Here is a 17,387-nt window from a genome sequence, read left to right as displayed (position 1 = left end):
TTCATGGCGTAGGTCGCGCTGATCCGCGCGTGGCGAGCTCGAGGCAACTGCGGGACCGCCCGCAGGTGGGAGGCGGCTGCCATGACCTGTCCGGGGTGTGCCAGTGCCCGCCGCCGGTGGTGGCGGTGACCTTCGACGGCCGCCCGGGGCGGCTTGCTGCGGTGACGATGAACGGGCGCCGGCGCGATTTGTTCGCCCGTGCGCCGGACGACACCCTGGTGCACTGGTGGGAGGACGGTCCCGCGAGCGGGGTCGAAAGCCTCGGCGGCGTGCTGCGGTCCGATCCGGTCGCGGTTTCGCGCCGGGACGGGCGGGTCGACGTCTTTGCCCGGGGTGCCGGGAGCACATTGCTGCACTGGTGGTGGGACGCCGGTGCGGGGGCGATGGCCGGGCCGGAGCCGCCGAGGCCGGGGTGGCGGTGTGCCTTTGACCCGGTGGCGGTCGTGCTCGACCCGGCTCGTGTGGACGTGTTCGCGCGGGCGGTGGGCGATGGCATCCGGCGATGGTCGACGGTGGAGAACGACTGGGCGGTCCCGGAGGAGCTCGGGGTGGAGGCCGCCGGTCAGCCCTGGGTGATTCCCGGTGGGGAGCCCGAGTTCTTCGTCCGTGCACGCTCGGGTGAGCTGGCCGCGACGGGGACCTTTCACGCGGGGGAGGGCAGGCGGACGGAGTACCTGGGCGGCAGCGTGGCCGCCCGCCCGGTGGCCGAGCGGTGGGGCCCCGACCGCATCGACGTGTTCGCGGTCGGCGACGGCGGCGACATCAACCACTGGGGCTGGTCCGGGCGGGCGCAGTACTGGGACAACCCCGAGCACGACGGGCCGGTGCACCAGGGGCGGTGGTACTCCGACGGGCCGATCGTCACCGGACCGTTCACCGGCGCGCTGCACGTGACCGGGACCCAGGACCAGATCGGCCTGATCGCCACGCGGACCGACGGGACGGCGGAGTCGTGGAGCTGGGACGGTTCGCTGGGGTTCTCGCCGCACAACGTGTGGCGCAAGAGCGGCGACCTGGGGCGGGTCGCGTCGGAGATCGCGATGCTGACCGGGCTCGCCGGGCGCGGGCCGACCTTCCTTGCTTGGGGCGAGGACGGTTCGCTCCTCGAATGGTTCGACGGGACCCATGGCTGGAGCACACGAGCCTGGCCGGACACCAGCGCGGTGGTGGAGCCGGCGCCGGTTCCGGTGCCGCCGCCGGACTTCGTGGTGCGCCGCCCGCAGGATCTCGTCGTACTGGGGATCGACGGCGGCTCGGCGATTCTCGGCGTGACGCTGCCTCCGCAGCACGTCGGCGAGGAGGTCAACGCGTCGGGTACCGGCCTGGTCCCGGCGACCGAAGACGCCGGATTCCCGGTCTGGCGCAGCCGCCTGGCGGGTTCGAGCCGGCTGGCCGTCAAGGTCGCTGCCGAGGTCGACCTGTCGGTCGCCGGGGTGCTGGCCGCGTGGGCGGCGGGTGCCGTACCCGAGGACGGCGAGGACCGGAGCGTCGTCGAGCTGACCACCGGCCTGGTGTCCGAAGTGGACGGTGCACCGGTCGCGGTCCACGAGACCGAACCGCTCGGGCAGGGTGACGTGGTCGGGTTGTGGCGTACCCGGCTGGTCGCCGCGCCCGGCACGGAGCTGGGGTTGCGCGGGCTCGCGTCCGGCGAGGACGACGGCTTTTCGTCGGCGCTGGGCCTTTCCCGGCGGCGGCTGATCGTCGCGCAGGGCTCGCCCGCCGCGATCGGCAGGCTGGAGCTGAGCGCGCTCGGCGGGTCGGTCACCGTCGCGGGCCGGTGGGAGTCGTTCGAATGGGACCACGAGACGACGCTCGGCCGCGACATGAAGGTCCGGACCCTGCAGCGCGGGCTGCTGTACCCGACCGGGCACCGGGCCGAATACGTCGAGATCACCGAACGCATCCCGGGCCCGGCCGAGGACACGCCGATCGCGGTGCTGCGCACGAACCGGTACCTGCTCGTCACCGAGCCGGTGCGTTCGCGCGCCGCCGACGAGCGCCTGGCCCGCGTGCTGCCCTTCGACGAACTGGAGATCACCACCACCGTCCAGCTTTCGCTCGACGACCCGGATGCCGGACCGGAGGACGCGCCAGGGCACTGGCACTCCTACGACCGCCTGCCGCTGGACCCGGACGAGCTGACGTCCGCTTTGGACAGTGCACAGGCCGAACTTGACGGCTTGCCGCAGATGCCGGGGGACTGGGTGGGCAGCCCGCCGATCGTGGAGGACCTCGCGGACCAGCCGGAGGTGGACGAGCTGTCGGCCGAGCAGGCCCGGCAAGCCGCCCGGACGCTGGAGCTCTTCGAGCGGATCACCGCGCTGCGCCAGCAGATCGCCGCCGTCCGGGAAGCCGGTACCCAGCCGGTTCCGAGCCATTTCGTGCCGTGCCGGAGCGGGCAGCCGGTCACCTTCTCGGTCCGCGGCCGGACCGCCGACGGCGAGGTCGCCTTCGAGCTGCCGATGATCTTCGTCGCTGACGCGCGGTTCCCGGAAACCGGCACGATGCGCGCGTTCGATTCGCTCGACCGCGCCGACGTGGCCGACGACCTCATCGCGCGCTGGGCCACGCTCCGGGCGGGGATCGTCGACCTCCAGGGCGCCGTGCTCGACATGGTGCGAAGCCCGGCACCGATGGCGAAGGACCGGAAAGTGGTGCGCCGCCTCAACCTCGTCGGCGTGCGCGACGGCCGTGGGTACCGGGCTCGTCTCGGTCCGCCGCCGGACGGGAACCCGGGCCACTACGCGGCGTCGTGGGCGTTCGAGGCGGAGCTGCCCGAGATGCGTTCGCTGCTGCCGGACCGGCCGGACACGCATACCGCCTTGGTCCGGTTCGCGGACGGGTTCGCCGAGCCGGGCGGCAGCGACCTCGCGGTGCCGTTCCTCATCGAGGGCCACGTCGACGTCAACTTCCACGACGACACCGGCCGGTCGGGTGGCCTGATCGCGCCGGTGATCGAGGCGACCGGGCTGGGGCGCGAAACCGGACTGGTCAATGTGGACGGTCTGGCCGACCCGCTGCGGATGGTGACCGAGGAGGCCACCATCCTCGGCGTGGGGCTTCGGTCGTTGCTGGCCGGGGTGTCCACGCCACCGGCGATCGTCTCGGAGCTGTCGGCCACCGGCGTGCCGCTGGTCAGCATGGAATGGCCGGACGTCGAACTCACCCCGCCCGGCGATCAGCCGCTGCAGGCGATCGACGGGCGGCCGAAGCCACGCCTGACGATGCGGGTCACGTCGGGCACCGTCGCCGAGACCACCTGCACGGTGTCGGACTTCGCTTTGGCGCTGCCGTGGAAGTCGCCGGTGCTGCGGCTGCTGTTCGACCGCGTCGAGTACCTCCAGCGGGCCGGTGAGCCACCGGATCTGAAGATCAGCGGGCTGCGGGCGGAGTTCCTCGGTGCGCTAGATCTGTTGCAGGGACTGCAGGAGAAGGTGGGCTTGGGCGAGTCGCTGCCCGAGGTCCGGGTGACCGGCAGCGCCATCGTCGCGCGCTACGTGCTGCCAGTGCCCGACCTGGCGGTGGGCGCCTTCGTCATCCGCAACGCCGCGTTCACGGCTCAGGTGAGGGTGCCGTTCCGGGGCGGGGCCGTTGCGGTCGCGATCGGATTCGCCAGCCGTGAGAAGCCGTTCAACCTCAGCGTGCTGATGTTCGGCGGAGGCGGGTACGTCGACGTCGAGTTCACCGACGGTGCCCTCAGCCGCTTGGAAATTGTTCTGGAGTTCGGGGCCGCAGTGGCCATCGACTTCGTCGTCGCGCGCGGTGAGGCGCACGTGCTCGGCGGCATCCGGTACGAGCTCGAAGCCGGTGGCGGGGTCACCCTCGCCGGATTCCTGCGCATCGGCGGCTCGCTGGAGATCCTCGGCCTGGTCTCGGTGTCGGTCGAGCTGTTCGTCCAGCTGGGTTACCAGACGTCGGGCAACCGCCTGGTCGGGCGCGCGACCCTGGTCCTCGAACTGGACCTGACCCTGTGGTCGGACTCGGTCGAGCTGGACAGCGGCGAATGGGTGATCAGCGGCGGCGAGGAAGCCACCCCGGCGCAGCTGGCCGTCGAGGAGGCGGACCTGCTGCCCGTCCCGTCGATCTCGGAGATCGAGGAAGCCGAGCAGTACCGGAAGGTGTTCCGCTCATGAGCCAGTTGCTCGTCGTCGCGGTCCCGGGCGGGTCCACCCGGGACGGGACAGTCGTGCGCGCGGTGCTCGTGCCGCGGCTGGACGGGGCCGCCACGCTCGAGTCCCACGGCCTCGCGGACTGGCCGGACCTGCTGCGCCGGTCGACGATCACGCTCCGGCACTCCGCCGATGCCGCCGCGCCGGAGACCGAGCTGGCGGTGTCCCTGCGCCCGCAGGCGGATTCGGCCTTGTGGTCGCGCATGTTCACCGGGGTGCCGGTGCGGCCGTGGCGTACTCCGGCGGCTTATCCGGACCCCACGGTGGCGCCGACCGCGGCACAGGTGACGACGGTGCAAGGGATCTACGCGAACGCGGCGCTCGCGGGCGGCGGTGCGGACACCGTGGCGGCGCAGCTGGACGCGGTACCGGACGCTGCACCGGAACCGCCGAGGGTTCCGCCCGGACCCGCCCGCCGGGGCGAGGAACCGGACTTCCACCGGCTGGTCACGCTCTTCCGGGAGCATCCGGCCGTGCTGCGGGCCCTGGGGCTGATCCTCGAACTGGACATTCCCGACCCGGCACCGTTGCGCGCGGCGGCTGCCGGAGTGATCCGGCTGGACCTGGCACTCCCCGCGGACGCGCCGCCGGATTTGACGGTGGACAGCCCGCGAACCCATTTCGCCTACGCGGGCAACCGATTCGTGCCGGCCCCGCGGGAGGGGTCGGACCTCCGGCTGGGCCTGGTCGATCTCGCCGCGGACCCCTGGAAGGTGGCGACCTTCGACGCCGTGGGCAGCATGGACCGGCTGCGGCTGGCGAAGGCGAAAACCGCGTCCGGCGGCGCCGCGACCCTGCCTGCGCTGCGCTCCACCGGGCTGTCTCTGCTCCAAGCCGGGCGGGAAACGGTGCTGCGTGCGCGGAACCAGGCAGCGTCGGTGAACGCGACCGTGCCGTCGGCCGCCGATCTCGAGCTGTGGGCTGACGACCTGGTCCTCGGGTATCGCGTCGATGTGCGTGCGGCCGACGGCAACTGGACGAGCGTGTGCCGCCGCGTCGCGACGTACCGGACGGGGGACAGGCAGGTCCAGATCGGGGTCACCGGCGAGGAAGAGGGCCACGTCAAGGCGAATGGTGCGTCCGTACGGGGCGTTCGCGAGGACGACGGGACGTTCGACCTCGTCGCCGACGAGACCGTGGTCCGCTGGGACGGGTGGAGCATGGTCTGCCCGCAACCCCGGCTGCTGACCCGCCGGGCGCCCGCACCGGCCGGTGCCGAGGCAGGTCTGCTGTCCTGGGATTTCGCCCCGGTGGAGCTGCCCCGGCTCCGGTTCGGCACCAGCTACCGGATGCGGTTGCGGGTGGCGGACCTGGCCGGTGGTGGCCTGACGCCCGATGATCCGGACCAGACCGAAGCCGCCACCCCGCCGGCCTTCTACGGCCGCCACGATCCGGTGCCGCCGCCCGAACTGCCGCCGCCCCCGGGGCTGGTCGCCGACCCGGGGGACGCGCTCGGCCCGGGTGGCCTGCTGGACGTCGTCGTGATCCGCAGCGATCCCGGCGAGCCGGATGCGCTCGACGTCGAGCAGTACGCGGCCGCGCACCCTTATCCGGCCAACGACACCCGCATGCTGCTTCCGCCACCGGCCGCGTTCGTGCTGTGCCGGGAAAGCGGGGCGCTCGATCGCCTTCACGACGGCGAGCACCGCGTCGATCCTGACGCCGAAGTGCCGGGTTCCACGTACACGCAATGGATCCGGCGCGGCACGAGCCCGCCTGCGTACACCCCGGACGGCCGCTACAGCTGGCTCCCGGACCCCTCGGCCCAGGGCGTGACGCTTTACGGCCGACCGGACCCCGCTGGCCCCGCGCCGGGCGAACCGGCCAGCGAAGCGTGGCGCGTGCCCACCGGGGCGTGGCCCGACTTCCTGCCCAAGACGGTACGGCTGGTCGCTCGGCTGGAGGGCGAGAAACCGGTCGACTGGAAGGACGCGCAGACCGCTTTCGTCCGCCTCGCCCCGGCGGAATCGCTGACCGTGGAGGTCAGCAGCAGCGTGGCGGACGAAGGGCTCTTCGCCATGACGAACTGGCTCGGCACCGGGGCCGGCCTGGCGCACCCGCTCGACCCGGCCAACGCCGATGTGCTGGACAAGCTGCGGGATCTCGTGCGCGCCGGGCGGCATCCGCTGGTCAGCCCGGCCCGGACGGTCCGGTTCGTGCACGCGGTGCAACATCCGCTCACCGCGCCCGGCGGAACCCTCGTCGCCGGGCGCCAGGAAGGCGAGACGAGCGCCCTGCTGGCCGACCCCGATCCGCGCAACGCGTTGCTCGGGCTGCATGCACCCAGCACTGCCCAGGTCGATGTCGAGGCCACCTGGCCGGAGTGGGACCCGATGGGCGCCGACGCACCCGCCGGGCAGCGAACGCACAAAATCGGGACCTACGCCCTCGACGCCGCCGCGCGCGGGCTGCCGGAGATCCGGCACGAGTTCGGCGACACCCGGCACCGCATCGTCGACTACACGCTGACCGCTAACAGCCGCTTCCGGGCGTACTTCCAGCCCGGCGAGAACAGCGCTTTCCAACGGCAGAGCCATTTTTCCGTCTCCGTGCCCAGTTCCGCGCGCCCCGCCCCGCCGCTCGTCCGGGCTGCGCTGCCTGCCTTCCGCTGGGAGGACCAGAGCGAAGGCACCCGCTACCGCAAGGTCAGGCACGGTGGCCTGATCCGGGTCGAGCTGGCCAAACCGTGGCATACCACCGGTGAAGGCGAACAGCTCGGCGTGCTCGTCTTCAGCGAGGCGCCCACTCCGGTACCGGTGGACGCCCGCCCGTACGTCTCGGACGTCCGCCGCGACCCGATCCACGCGACCCCGCTGCCGCCCGCCGGGCTGGTGGCAGGCATGGTCACCCGGGCCGCCGGGAAGCAGCCGATCACCTCCCACCAGGTCCCGTATCCGTTCGTGCTCCTCGCCCACGACGTCCATCACCAGCCCGAGAGCGGGCAGGCCGGTTACTGGTACGCGGACGTCGGCCTCGACCTCGCTTCGGACTCGTACAGCCCGTTCGTGCAGCTGGCCGTCGTACGTTTCCAGCGCGCGAGCGTGGCCGGGCTCGAGGCGTCCTCCGTCGTCCGCACCGAACCGATCCCGCTGATGCCCGACCGCACTCTCACCTGCTCCGCGGATGCCTCGGGCATCAAGGTCGAGGTCACCGGAACCGGCCCGGCCGGGTCCCGGCCGAACCTGGTCCGCGCGACCATCGAACGGGTCTCCCCGGGCGCCGACCCCGATGTCGTCGAGGCCACCGCACTTCACGACGGCCCCGACGCGCGGCCTGCCTGGCGCACCGTGCACACCGTCACCGGCCAGCTCGGCACCGCACTGACCCTCCCTGCGGTCGAGGACCCCGGCCGGTGCCGCCTGGTCGTCGAAGAGATCGAGCAGTTCAATGACCGGCCAGCCACCTCGCCGCTGGCAGAACGCACGGTGTTCCTCGATGTCGTGCGCCTGCCCCAGCTCGGCCTTTAGGTGCGAACGAAAGGGAAGATGCGATGAGCGCACTGGTCTCGTCACTGTTCGCGGGCAACGGCGACCTGGGTACCGTGGCCGACGGCGGGCGCACGATCCAGGCACCGGAGTCCTCGGACTCGGTGTCGCTGATCCAGCAGGCGTTGGCGTCCCTCGGGTTCGAGCTGCCCGAGGCCGGTGCCGACGGCATCTTCGGCGCCGAGACCGGCACCGCGGTCAGCGCGTTCAAAGCCGACCGCGTGATCCTCCCGAGCAACCCGATCGTCGGCCGGGGCACGATCGGCGGTCTCGACCGCGAACTGTCCTTTTTGGAGGGTGTGGACGACCCCGCGTTCGCCGGCGACCGGGCGTTGCTCGCGCGGGAACCGTTCACGGCCGGGGTGCTCGACGCCCTCCACCCGGACCTGGGGATCGCCCAGAAGGTGCTGGAGATCCTCGAACTCGGCGACGAGTTCTGCTTCTCCATGTCGATGGCCGTGCTCGACGCCCCGCTGCTGGCGAGCTTCGTCGGCCGCTACGTGGAGCCCCGGATCGCCGCCGACTTCTGCCTCAGCGCAGGACCGTGCAGCCCAGTCGACGACTTCTTCGACCTGGCCAACAGCGCCGGGCCGTACACCACGTTCCTCGCCGCCCACAACCCGGCGATCCCCGGCCCCGTCATCGACGCCGTCGGCGCCGGGCAGCGGCCGGACATCATCAGCCACCGGCCCGGCGCCACCCCGGAGTGGTACGAGATCAAGCCGCTTTCCCCGGCCGGGGTCGCCGCGGGGCTGACCAAGGGCAACACCCTCGTCACGACCTATGCCGCCAACGGCCTGCCCTACCGGCCGGGCAAGACGTACCGGCCCAGCGGCGCGATCTCGCTCGGCAAGTTCGTCACCCCGGAAGGCGAGCGGCTCGAACTCGTCTGCGAAGTGCGGCGCCTCTTGCCCGGCCTGCTCTTCTACCGGCTGTGCCTGCGCGGCGACTACGTCCGCTACTTCAACCGGGTCCGGCTGGTGGCCGGCATCCTGGCGATCATCGCGGCGCTGGCCCCCGAACTGCTGGCCCTCGGCGCCGCGGCGGAAGAAGTGGCCGAGTTCGGCGCGGCGGTCCGCGCCGCAGCGGAGGCACTCGGGGTCGGTGCCCTTCCCGCCGTCACCGCGACTCCATGAGCATCCGTCCATTCTGGCGGCCGTACAACTCGTTCCAGGTGCTCAGTGCCGCTCCGCTGAGGTCGCGTCCAGCGAGACCCGGATAGCCGGGTTGGTACCGGTGCGCGCGGAAGATCGCGTTGCTGCGGCCGTAGAACTCCGAGTCGTGGAAGAACGGTACGACGTATTCCCAGACCCGTTCGCCCGCCGCGGTGATTTCGAAGATTCCGCCGAGGGCGGCTTCACACACCATCGTGTTGCCGTTCGGCAGCCGTTGCGCGCTGCCCATGTATGTGTTGTAGAAGTCGACCGGGTTGGTTTCCTTGTATTCCCAGACGATTTCCTTCGATTCGGGGTCCACCTCGATGAGGCGGCTGTAGTCCGGCGGCATCCAGCGGGTGTTGAAGCGCTGGTTGTCGAACAGCAGGATGTTGCCGTTGGGCAGCCAGGTCGGGTTGTGCTGGAACGAAATCTGGCCTTTGCCCCAGCGCCAGCGGACGTCCTCGGTGGCGCGGTCGACGATCACGACGGTGGACGTGTTGTAGGAGCTGAGCATCAGGTCGCCGCCGGGAAGTTCCTCGATGGCGTTCCAGCCGGGCCAGATCGCGCGGATGCCGACCGGGTCGATGGCGTCCAGCACCGGGTCCATGTGCTCGTGCGCGACCCATTCCCAGACCACTTTCCCGGCCGGGGTGATTTCCTGGATCACGTAGGACAGCATGGTGCCGTCCTCCTCGGTACCCGGCAGTCCGCCTTGGACGGTGGCGGCGATCTTCGGCGGTACCTCGGTGTACTTCAGCACGATCAGGTTCCCGTTGTCCCGGCGGACCCAGTCGTGCAGGTCGAGGCGGTCGTCGAGGTAGCTCCAGACGGTCTCGCCGTCCCAGCCGATCTCGGCGATTTCGCCGCCGGAGAAGGGGAGATGGGCGTACCCGGACTTGTGCGCGAGCCCGGTCAGGATGGTGCCGCCGGTGAGCAGCTCGGACCGCAGCCGCACCTGGGCGGGCAGTTCCCAGCGGTGCACCAGCCTGCCGTGCATGTCGATCAGCCAGGTGACGCCGGGGTCGGCGGCGAGCGGGGTGAACATGGTGAACCCGTGGTTTGCCTTCTCCGGGACGAACAACGTGGTCGACACCGGCCGTTGGTTCGTGACTGTCATCGTGGAACCTCCTCATTCTCGGGCTGGACGGCCTGCTGCGCCGGGGTGGCGCGGCGGCGGTTCGGGACGCATCCGACGACGGCCGCGCCGAGCAGGGCGGGTACCGCGAAGGCGTAGAAGTTGGCCGCGAATCCCCAGCCGGACGTGAGCACCAGACCGCCGTACAGCGGGCCGAGGATGGCGCCGGTCCGGCCGGCCGTCATCGCCCAGCTCAGCGCGACCGGTGCCGCGGCCGGGCCGGCGCGGCGGCCGACGAAGGTGCAGACCTGGATCTGGGTGCCGATGGTGCCGCCGCCCGCGACGGCGACCAGGAGCAGCAGCACCGGCAGGGGCAGCCGGAAGCTCAGCAGGAAGATCCCCGCCGCGGCGGCGGCGAACATGCCCGCCGTCACGACCCGGTCGCCGAACCGGTCGGCCAGTGCACCGCCGGTCATTGCGCCCGCGATGGCGCCGAGGTTGAGCACCAGCAGGAACACCAGCGCCGAGCCGAGGGAGTAACCGGCGTCCCGCATGATCTGCGCGAGCCAGGTGTTCAGGCCGAAAATCAGCAGGAACCCGAGCAGCATCGCGCACCAGAGCAGGATCGTGGCCAGCCGCTCGCCCCGGGGGAACACCGTGCGAAGTCCCCACCAGCCGTCGCGCACGCGGTCGGCGGGCTGCTCGGTGAGCTGGATTCCGAACCGGGTGGCGAGCTGCCGGGCGCGTTCGGGATCGCCGCGGCGGAGCAGGAAATGCGGTGATTCGGGCAGGTAGCGCAGGGCGACCGGCAGGATCAGCACGAGCGGCAGGGCACCGATCCAGAACATCGCGCGCCAGCCGAGCGCGGGCAGCACCGGAACCGCGATCAGCGAGGCGAGCAAGCCGCCCGCGGCGAACCCGCAGTACATCATCGCGTTGGTGAGGCCGCGGCGGGCCGGGTGGGCGAATTCCAAGGTCAGCGCCATCGTGGCGGGGGCGATGGCGCCGAGGCCGAGACCGGTGACCAGCCGCAGGATTCCGAGCACCTCCGCCGACGGCGCCAGCGCGCACAGCACCATCGCCGAGGAGAACCAGGTGACGGCGCCGAGCAAGGTCCGGCGGATTCCGGCGAGACGCGAGACGGTACCGGCGATGAGGGTGCCGCCGAGCATGCCGATGAACGTCATCGAGCCGATCCAGCCGACGTCGCCCGGGGTCAGCACCCAGTCGTGACCGGCGAGCAGGACGGGGACGACGGTGCCGTAGGAGACGAGGTCGTACCCGTCGAAAACGATGCACAGAAAGCAGATCGCGACCACGAGGTGGGCGCGGCGGCGCGGTGGGGTCATGCTTTCACCCTCACAAGTCGGAGGTCGGGCGCAGCGGGGATCGGCTGTATCAAGGGAACCTAGGTTCCGGCCGGGGAGCTTGCCAGCCGCCCGGCGTCGCGCCTATACATATTCCGAACCTGCCGGAGGTGCCATGGCCGAAACAGCGCTGCCGCTCGCGGCACACCAGCTCGTGCGGACCGAGGACGTCCAGGAGGTCCGGCGGTCGGTGGGGCGGGTGCTGTGCCCGCATTCGCTGGAGGTCGTCGGCGGCCGGTTCTCCGCACGGCACCACTCGTTCCACCTGTCACAGGTGGGGCTGAACTACCTCGACTACGGGACCGAGGTACGGATTTCCGTCGCGGAGATCTCGACGTTCTTCGCGGTGCAGATGCCGCTGGCCGGGTCGGCGGAGGTGGCACAGGGCCGCGAACGCGTGGTCGCGAGCCGTGCGACGGCGTCTGTGGTCTCCCCGGCGCGCCCGATGGTGACCCGGTGGACGGCAGGCTCTCCGCGGCTGATCGTGTGGATCGACCGCACCGGGCTGGAACAGCAGGTCGCCGCGCTGCTGGGGAGGCCGATCCGCCGTCCGGTGTCGTTCGCGCTGGGGATGGATCTCGCGCTGGCTCAGCCGTGGGTCACGCTGGTCAGGTTGTTCGCGGACGACGCAGAACGAGCGGACGGCCTGCTCGCGCAGCCCCTACCGGCCGCCCAGTTCCAGCGGCTCTTGATGACGCAGCTGCTGACCAGCCAGCCCAACAACTACTCCGCGGCCCTGCGGGGCGCAGCGCACGCCGTGGCGCCGCGGTCGGTCCGGCGGGCGGTCGAGCTGATGGAAGAGCATGCGGGAGAACCCATCACGGTCGAGGACGTTGCCGAGGCCGTGGGGCTGGGGGTACGCGCGTTGCAGGCGGCGTTCCGCAAACACCTCGGCACCACGCCGACGGCCCACCTGCGCGAGATCCGGCTGCGCCGGGTCCACGAGGCGTTGCGGGCCGCCGAACCGGCCGAGTGCACGGTCACGGATGTGGCGCTGCGGTGGGGATTCGCCCACCTGGGGCGGTTTTCGGCCAGTTATCGCCAGTGTTATGGGGAGTTGCCGTCGGAGACGTTGCGTCGGTAGCTGGCGGCTCCTTTCGCCGGATCGAAACGTTCCGGCGGCCGCCGTCTCAGCGCCGGGCGGGCATTGCTGCCTGGATTGCCTGTTCCGTGGGAAACTCCGCCGGATCGAAGCGCTCCAGCCGATAGCTCCCCGGATCGACCCACTCCGTCCCGGTGAGAAGACCGGCCACCACACGCCCCAGCCCGGGCCCGTGAGTGACCCCCGCTTCGTTGTCCCCGGCCAGCACTGACAGGCCGGGGGCACCCGGGACCGGGCCCGCCAGGAAGCGGCGATCCGGGGTCATGCACGGGATTCCCTGCAGCCAATACCCGGCCGAGATGTCGGCGTCCGGCAGGAGTTTCCGCAGCCGGGGGACCAGCTTCGTGCCGAGGCGGTCGATCAGCTCGGGGAAGACGGGACGGCGGCCGGTCGGCTGAGCGCGTCCGGACAGGTCGGACAGTGGCGCGTAACCGTCGCCGTTGCCGTACGTCAGGCCGCCGCGGTGTTCGCGGACCCACAGGCCGAAGTGGTCCGGCACCATGATCGTCGGCAAGCGGGCACTCACTCCCGACCGCGGGGACACCACCCGGCTCGCGACGATTCGCAGCAGTGGCACCCGGTAGCCGACCTCGGCGAGCAGGTCGTTGGTCCAGGCGCCGCTGGCGAGGACGACCTGGTCGGCGGGCAGGTCGCCGTGCTCGGTGCGGATGCCGGTGACTGCACCGTCGGACGTGAGCAGGCCGGTGACGCGGGTATGCGGGCGCAGTTCCGCGCCGAGTGCCCGAGCCTGTGCGGCCATCGCCCGGGTGGCCCGTCCGGCGCTGATCTGGATTCCGCCCGGGTGGAGGACTCCGCCGACCACGGCTCCGGTCGCGACGGCGCCGTCGGTGACCCGGGTGACGTCCGCGGCGTCGAGGGTGCGGGTTTCCGGTGGGGCGAAAGGATGGTCCGGGATCGGGGCGATCCAGCGCCGCCAGCCGTCGTCGTCGGTGGCGAGGTACAGGTTTCCGTTGGTCCGGCAGCCGATGTCCGCCCCTTCGGCGAGCTGCCGGTAGAAGTCGATGCCGTACTGCTCCAGCGCCAGGTCCGTCGCGGTGAAGAAATCCGCGTACCCGGCGGCCCAGAGCCCGACGAAGCCCGCCCCGGCTCCGGTGGTGGCGTCCGCCGGGTTCGCGGCGTCGACCACCACGACCCGGTCATTTCCCTGCCGCAGCAGGTGCACGGCCACGGACAGGCCGAGGATTCCCGCGCCGACGACGATGGTGGTCATGAAGGTCCTTCCGTCACAGGCCCGCAGCCGCGAGCAGTTCGGTGTACGCGTGGTGGAAACCGGCCACGGACGGTTCGTCGCCGGACAGTGGGCCGGGCTCGAAAAGCCGCGACCGGACCCCGCGCTGGGTGCGTTCGCAGAGGTCCCAGTCCTGCCGGTTGGTCTCGTCCCAGACCTTGATCAGGGTGTCGAGGTCGTAGTCCTCGCCCGGCTCGGCGTCGGCGCGGACGAGCCACGTCGTGCGCACCCGGGTGTGGTCGAGGGCGACCGGATGCTCGTCGACGACGACGGCGTAATCGGGCGAGGCGACGATGGCGAAGGTCGGCTTCAGGTGCAGCGCCGCGGTGTACGGGTCGGCGCCGCGGCCGAAGTCGCCCATCAGCTTCGCGGACGCGGGCCTGCCGTCGAGGGTCAGCGAGACTGCGTTGCCCCGCAACGGCATCCGGGTGTACTGCATCCGCATGTCCGCGCTGCGGATCAGATCGCACGTCGCTTCCGGCTCACTCAGCGGGGCGAGGCTGAGCGTCTTGATCAGCTCGGGATGGTTGGCCGAGCAGTGGTAACACTCCTGCGCGTTCTCCCACACGATCTTCCAGTTCGCGGCCACGTCGTAGGTGATGGTGTGCGCGACCACGGCGCCCGCCAGGTCGAACGGCGCCATCCGCTCGCCGCCCGCGCCGAGCAGCCCGGCCAGCGGGGCCGGTTCCGCGGCCAGGTGCACGAAAACGAGGCCGTGCCAGCTGGCCACCGGCACCGGGCGCAGCGGAAACCCGGCCGGGTCGAAGCCGGACGGCATTTTCGGCGCCCCCCGCAGCGTTCCGTCGCGCCGGTAGGTCCATTGGTGGTACGGGCAGACGAATTGCCGCACGTGCCCGCAGCCCGCGTCCACCAGCCGGGCGCCGCGATGGCGGCAGAGGTTGTGGAATGCGGTGAGGGCACCCGCGTCGGTCCGGCTGACGACCACGCTTTCCGCGCCGACGTCGACCGTGACGAAGTCACCCGGCCGGCTCAGCTGCGATTCGTGCCCGGCGAACAGCCAGCTGCGGTGGAAGATCGCCTCGACCTCGCGGTCGAACAAGTCCTGCGACAGGTACAGCTCACGTGGGATGCCCACCTGCCGGTCCATCTGGCCGCGCATGATTTCACTGGGCAGCGGGGTCGTCATCCGGTCTCCTCCTTGTCGTTCCATCCGTCGAGGAATGCGCCGAGGATCGCGAGGTACGCGCCGACGCACGGTTCGTCGACCAGGTCGTGGCCGCCGCGCTGCAGGGTGATCCATTCACAGTCCGGGATACCTTCGGCCATCACCCGATTGACGTCCACTGTGGACATATCGCGGCCGCCGTGGATCACCAGCGCCGGTACGGCGATCTCGCCGAGCCGGTCCTCGACGTCCCAGTCGCGCAGCGCAGCCGTCGCGAACCACAGCCGGTCGCCCCACAATCCGGTGCCTGCGGGGCCGGAGTCGAGCACCTCGGCGGTCTCCTCACCCGCGGTGGCATAGGCCGCGAGCCATCGCGTGACTGCAGTGGTGAACTGCGGATTTCCGTGGTCCCCGAGCAGGTCCGCAGTGAGCGCTGCCGCGGCGTCGCGCGGCGGCAGGAGGTCGATCAGCTGCCGGAAGTACTCGGTGACCACCCGGGGAACGCTCGCCCCGGTGTTGGACAGCACGAGCCGGCTGACCCGGCCGGGGAACGTCAGCGCGTACTCCAGCGCCAGCATGCCGCCCCAGGAATGCCCGAGCAGTTCGACCTGGTCCACGCCGTAGTGCGCGCGCACGGCTTCCACGTCCGCGGCCGCTTTTTCCACCGTCCACTGGTAATCCGGGGGCGGGACGGTGGACTCGCCGGTGCCGAGCTGGTCGAAGGTGACCACCGTGCGGTCGTCCCCGGCGAGCCGGTGCAGGGGTTCGAGATACCCGCCCCCGCCGCCACCCGGGCCACCGTGCAGACCGAGCAGGAGCGAATCGCCCTTGCCGGTGCGCGTGCAGCTCAGCCCGAACCCTTCCGCTGTCGTGACGATCTCGCTCACGCGGTCCTCACCTGCCGGTTCAACGTCGGGGCGGCCTCGACGAGCCGCCGGGTGTAGGCGTCTTCCGGGTCGCGCAGGATCTGCGCGACCGGTCCCGATTCGCGGACCACGCCCTGTTCGAGCACGAGCACCCGGTCCGCGGCCACCGACACCACGCCGAGGTCGTGCGTGATGAGCACGACGGACAGTCCCAGCTGTTCCCGCATTTCCTCGAGCAGGTGCAGGATCGCCGCCTGCACCGACACGTCGAGTGCCGAGGTGATCTCGTCGCACACCAGGACTTCCGGTTCGGCGGCGAGGGCACGGGCGATCGCGACGCGCTGGCGTTCGCCGCCGGAAAGCTGCCGCGGGTACCGCGGCGCGACGCTCGCGGGCAGCCGCGTCCGGTCGAGCAGCGAGAAGACCTCGGCGCGGGCGTCGGCGGCGGACAGTCCGCGCAGGACCTGGGCCGGCCGCGCGAGCTGGTCGGCGATGGACCGGCGCGGGTTCAGCGATTCGTATGGGTTCTGGAAGACGTACTGGATCCGGCGGCGCTCCTCGACACTGCGGCGCCGGATCCGGTGGTCCAGCGGGGCGCCGTCGAGGGTGATCCGCCCGCCGTCGGGCCAGTGCAGGCCGACCAGGCAGCGGGCGATCGTCGTCTTGCCGCTGCCGGACTGTCCCACCAGGGCAACGCATTCCCCGGTCCGCACCTCGAACGAAACGTGGTCGGCCGCGACCACCCGCCTGCCCTGGCTGCGGTGCCCGGCGACGAGGTCCCGGACCTCGAGCAGTGGTGCGCCGGTCCCGGCCGAAGCCGGTCGTGGTTCGACGGCGACCGGCGGCCACGTCGCCGTGGCATGCACACAGCGGACCTGGTGCGCCGCGCCGACTTGCACGAGCGCGGGTGTCTCGCGTTCGCATTCCTCGGTGCGCTGGTCGCAGCGTGGGGCGAATGCGCACCCGGCAGGCCGGTCGCCGACCCCGACGGCGGTGCCCGGCATGGCGGCCGGGCGGGTGGGGCGGCGCAGGTCGGGCACCGACCGCACCAGGCCGCGGGTGTAGGGATGCCGGGGCCGGTCCAGCAATTCCGCCGTCGGGCCCTCTTCGACCACCCGGCCCGCGTACAGCACCGTGACCCGGTCCGCGAGCTGGGAAACCACCGCGAGGTCGTGCGAGACGTACACCAGCGCCGCGTCCTGTTCGTCGCGCAGCCGCCGGATTTCGCCGAGGATGCCGGACTGGGTGATCACGTCGAGCCCGGTGGTGGGCTCGTCCATGACGATCACCGGGGGACCGCACGAAACCGCCATCGCGATGGTGACCCGCTGCTGCTGCCCACCGGAAAGCTGGTGCGGCAGCCGGCGGGCGAAGGCCTCGGTCGCGGGCAGGTCGACGGCCGCGAGCAGCTGGAGCACATCAGTGTCGCGGCTGCCGCGGACGTCGGTGATCGACGCGCCGATCCGCAGCGACGGGTTCAGCGCCTGCCCGGGCTCCTGCGGCACATAGGAAACGACGTTGCCGCGCAGTGCCCGCCTGCCGCGGTCGTCGAGCGCGAGCACCTCGTGCCCGTCGACCGTGATGTCCCCGGCCACGATCGACGCGCCCGGGCGGGTGAACCCGAGCAGCGCGAGCGCGGTCGTCGTCTTCCCGCTGCCGGACTCGCCGACCAGGCCGAGAATCTCCTTCGGCCGCAAGCCCAGTGAGAGCCCGTCGACGATCGGCGCGCCCGAGGCCAGCTCGACGCGCAGGCCCCGGACGTCAAGGACGTGCTCCTCCGGCGGCCGCATG

At 71.5% G+C, this 17,387-nt stretch carries 10 protein-coding genes; 4 read left to right on the top strand and 6 right to left on the bottom strand.

The annotated features are described in order from the left end of the window. Window positions 1-29 precede the first annotated feature (29 nt). The 3 genes from OO71_RS00920 to OO71_RS00910 are packed head-to-tail and all read left to right on the top strand — an operon-like array spanning window position 30 to window position 8,790. Window positions 30-4,133: a DUF8189 domain-containing protein gene (locus tag OO71_RS00920; RefSeq protein WP_156096105.1), complete on the top strand. Its 4,104-nt coding sequence runs from the start codon at window positions 30-32 to the stop codon at window positions 4,131-4,133. Next, window positions 4,130-7,636, top strand: a complete 3,507-nt coding sequence (locus OO71_RS00915; protein WP_033287628.1) for a hypothetical protein — start codon at window positions 4,130-4,132, stop codon at window positions 7,634-7,636. Before OO71_RS00920 ends, OO71_RS00915 begins: the two co-directional genes overlap by 4 nt. Before the next feature lie 23 nt (window positions 7,637-7,659). Then, complete coding sequence (locus tag OO71_RS00910) at window positions 7,660-8,790, top strand: peptidoglycan-binding domain-containing protein (RefSeq protein ID WP_033287627.1); 1,131 nt, start codon at window positions 7,660-7,662, stop codon at window positions 8,788-8,790. Here the strand turns inward: OO71_RS00910 and OO71_RS00905 are convergent. Both OO71_RS00905 and OO71_RS00900 read right to left on the bottom strand, forming a co-directional pair. Next, entirely contained in the window at window positions 8,774-9,928 is a 1,155-nt protein-coding gene (locus OO71_RS00905; protein WP_051790867.1) for an arylsulfotransferase family protein, read from the bottom strand. The two genes, OO71_RS00910 and OO71_RS00905, sit on opposite strands and share 17 nt — an antisense overlap. Further along, entirely contained in the window at window positions 9,925-11,235 is a 1,311-nt protein-coding gene (locus OO71_RS00900) for an MFS transporter (RefSeq protein WP_033287626.1), read from the bottom strand. The genes OO71_RS00905 and OO71_RS00900 overlap by 4 nt, the downstream gene beginning before the upstream one ends. 133 nt (window positions 11,236-11,368) lie before the next feature. On the opposite strand from OO71_RS00900, the gene OO71_RS00895 reads away from it, so the two are divergent. Beyond that, window positions 11,369-12,337 (top strand): AraC family transcriptional regulator, encoded by a 969-nt coding sequence (locus tag OO71_RS00895; RefSeq protein ID WP_033287625.1) that lies wholly within the window; start codon window positions 11,369-11,371, stop codon window positions 12,335-12,337. A gap of 46 nt (window positions 12,338-12,383) precedes the next feature. Here OO71_RS00895 and OO71_RS00890 read toward each other — a convergent pair whose 3' ends face one another. The 4 genes from OO71_RS00890 to OO71_RS00875 are packed head-to-tail and all read right to left on the bottom strand — an operon-like array spanning window position 12,384 to window position 17,386. After that, on the bottom strand, window positions 12,384-13,586 hold the full coding sequence (locus OO71_RS00890; protein WP_033287624.1) for an NAD(P)/FAD-dependent oxidoreductase: 1,203 nt from the start codon (window positions 13,584-13,586) through the stop codon (window positions 12,384-12,386). Window positions 13,587-13,599: 13 nt separating this feature from the next. Next, a complete protein-coding gene (locus OO71_RS00885) occupies window positions 13,600-14,751 on the bottom strand; it encodes an aromatic ring-hydroxylating oxygenase subunit alpha (RefSeq protein ID WP_051790866.1) in 1,152 nt (383 codons plus the stop codon). Next, window positions 14,748-15,617, bottom strand: coding sequence for an alpha/beta fold hydrolase (locus OO71_RS46910; RefSeq protein WP_051790865.1), 870 nt, complete (start codon window positions 15,615-15,617; stop codon window positions 14,748-14,750). Before OO71_RS46910 ends, OO71_RS00885 begins: the two co-directional genes overlap by 4 nt. Continuing rightward, window positions 15,614-17,386 (bottom strand): ABC transporter ATP-binding protein, encoded by a 1,773-nt coding sequence (locus OO71_RS00875; RefSeq protein WP_033287623.1) that lies wholly within the window; start codon window positions 17,384-17,386, stop codon window positions 15,614-15,616. Before OO71_RS00875 ends, OO71_RS46910 begins: the two co-directional genes overlap by 4 nt. Window position 17,387: the final 1 nt, after the last annotated feature.

The organism is Amycolatopsis jejuensis, from assembly GCF_000717335.1.
Taxonomy (GTDB): domain Bacteria; phylum Actinomycetota; class Actinomycetes; order Mycobacteriales; family Pseudonocardiaceae; genus Amycolatopsis; species Amycolatopsis jejuensis.
Note: the sequence above shows the minus strand (reverse complement) of the source record. Positions and strands in the feature narration are given on the sequence as shown.

Coding starts and splice junctions, on each gene's coding strand:
- OO71_RS00885 (WP_051790866.1), bottom strand. CDS start 14,751: ATGACGACCCCGCTGCCCAGTGAAATCATGCGCGGCCAGATGGACCGG.
- OO71_RS00905 (WP_051790867.1), bottom strand. CDS start 9,928: ATGACAGTCACGAACCAACGGCCGGTGTCGACCACGTTGTTCGTCCCG.
- OO71_RS00915 (WP_033287628.1), top strand. CDS start 4,130: ATGAGCCAGTTGCTCGTCGTCGCGGTCCCGGGCGGGTCCACCCGGGAC.
- OO71_RS00910 (WP_033287627.1), top strand. CDS start 7,660: ATGAGCGCACTGGTCTCGTCACTGTTCGCGGGCAACGGCGACCTGGGT.
- OO71_RS00890 (WP_033287624.1), bottom strand. CDS start 13,586: ATGACCACCATCGTCGTCGGCGCGGGAATCCTCGGCCTGTCCGTGGCC.
- OO71_RS00875 (WP_033287623.1), bottom strand. CDS start 17,386: ATGCGGCCGCCGGAGGAGCACGTCCTTGACGTCCGGGGCCTGCGCGTC.
- OO71_RS00895 (WP_033287625.1), top strand. CDS start 11,369: ATGGCCGAAACAGCGCTGCCGCTCGCGGCACACCAGCTCGTGCGGACC.
- OO71_RS00900 (WP_033287626.1), bottom strand. CDS start 11,235: ATGACCCCACCGCGCCGCCGCGCCCACCTCGTGGTCGCGATCTGCTTT.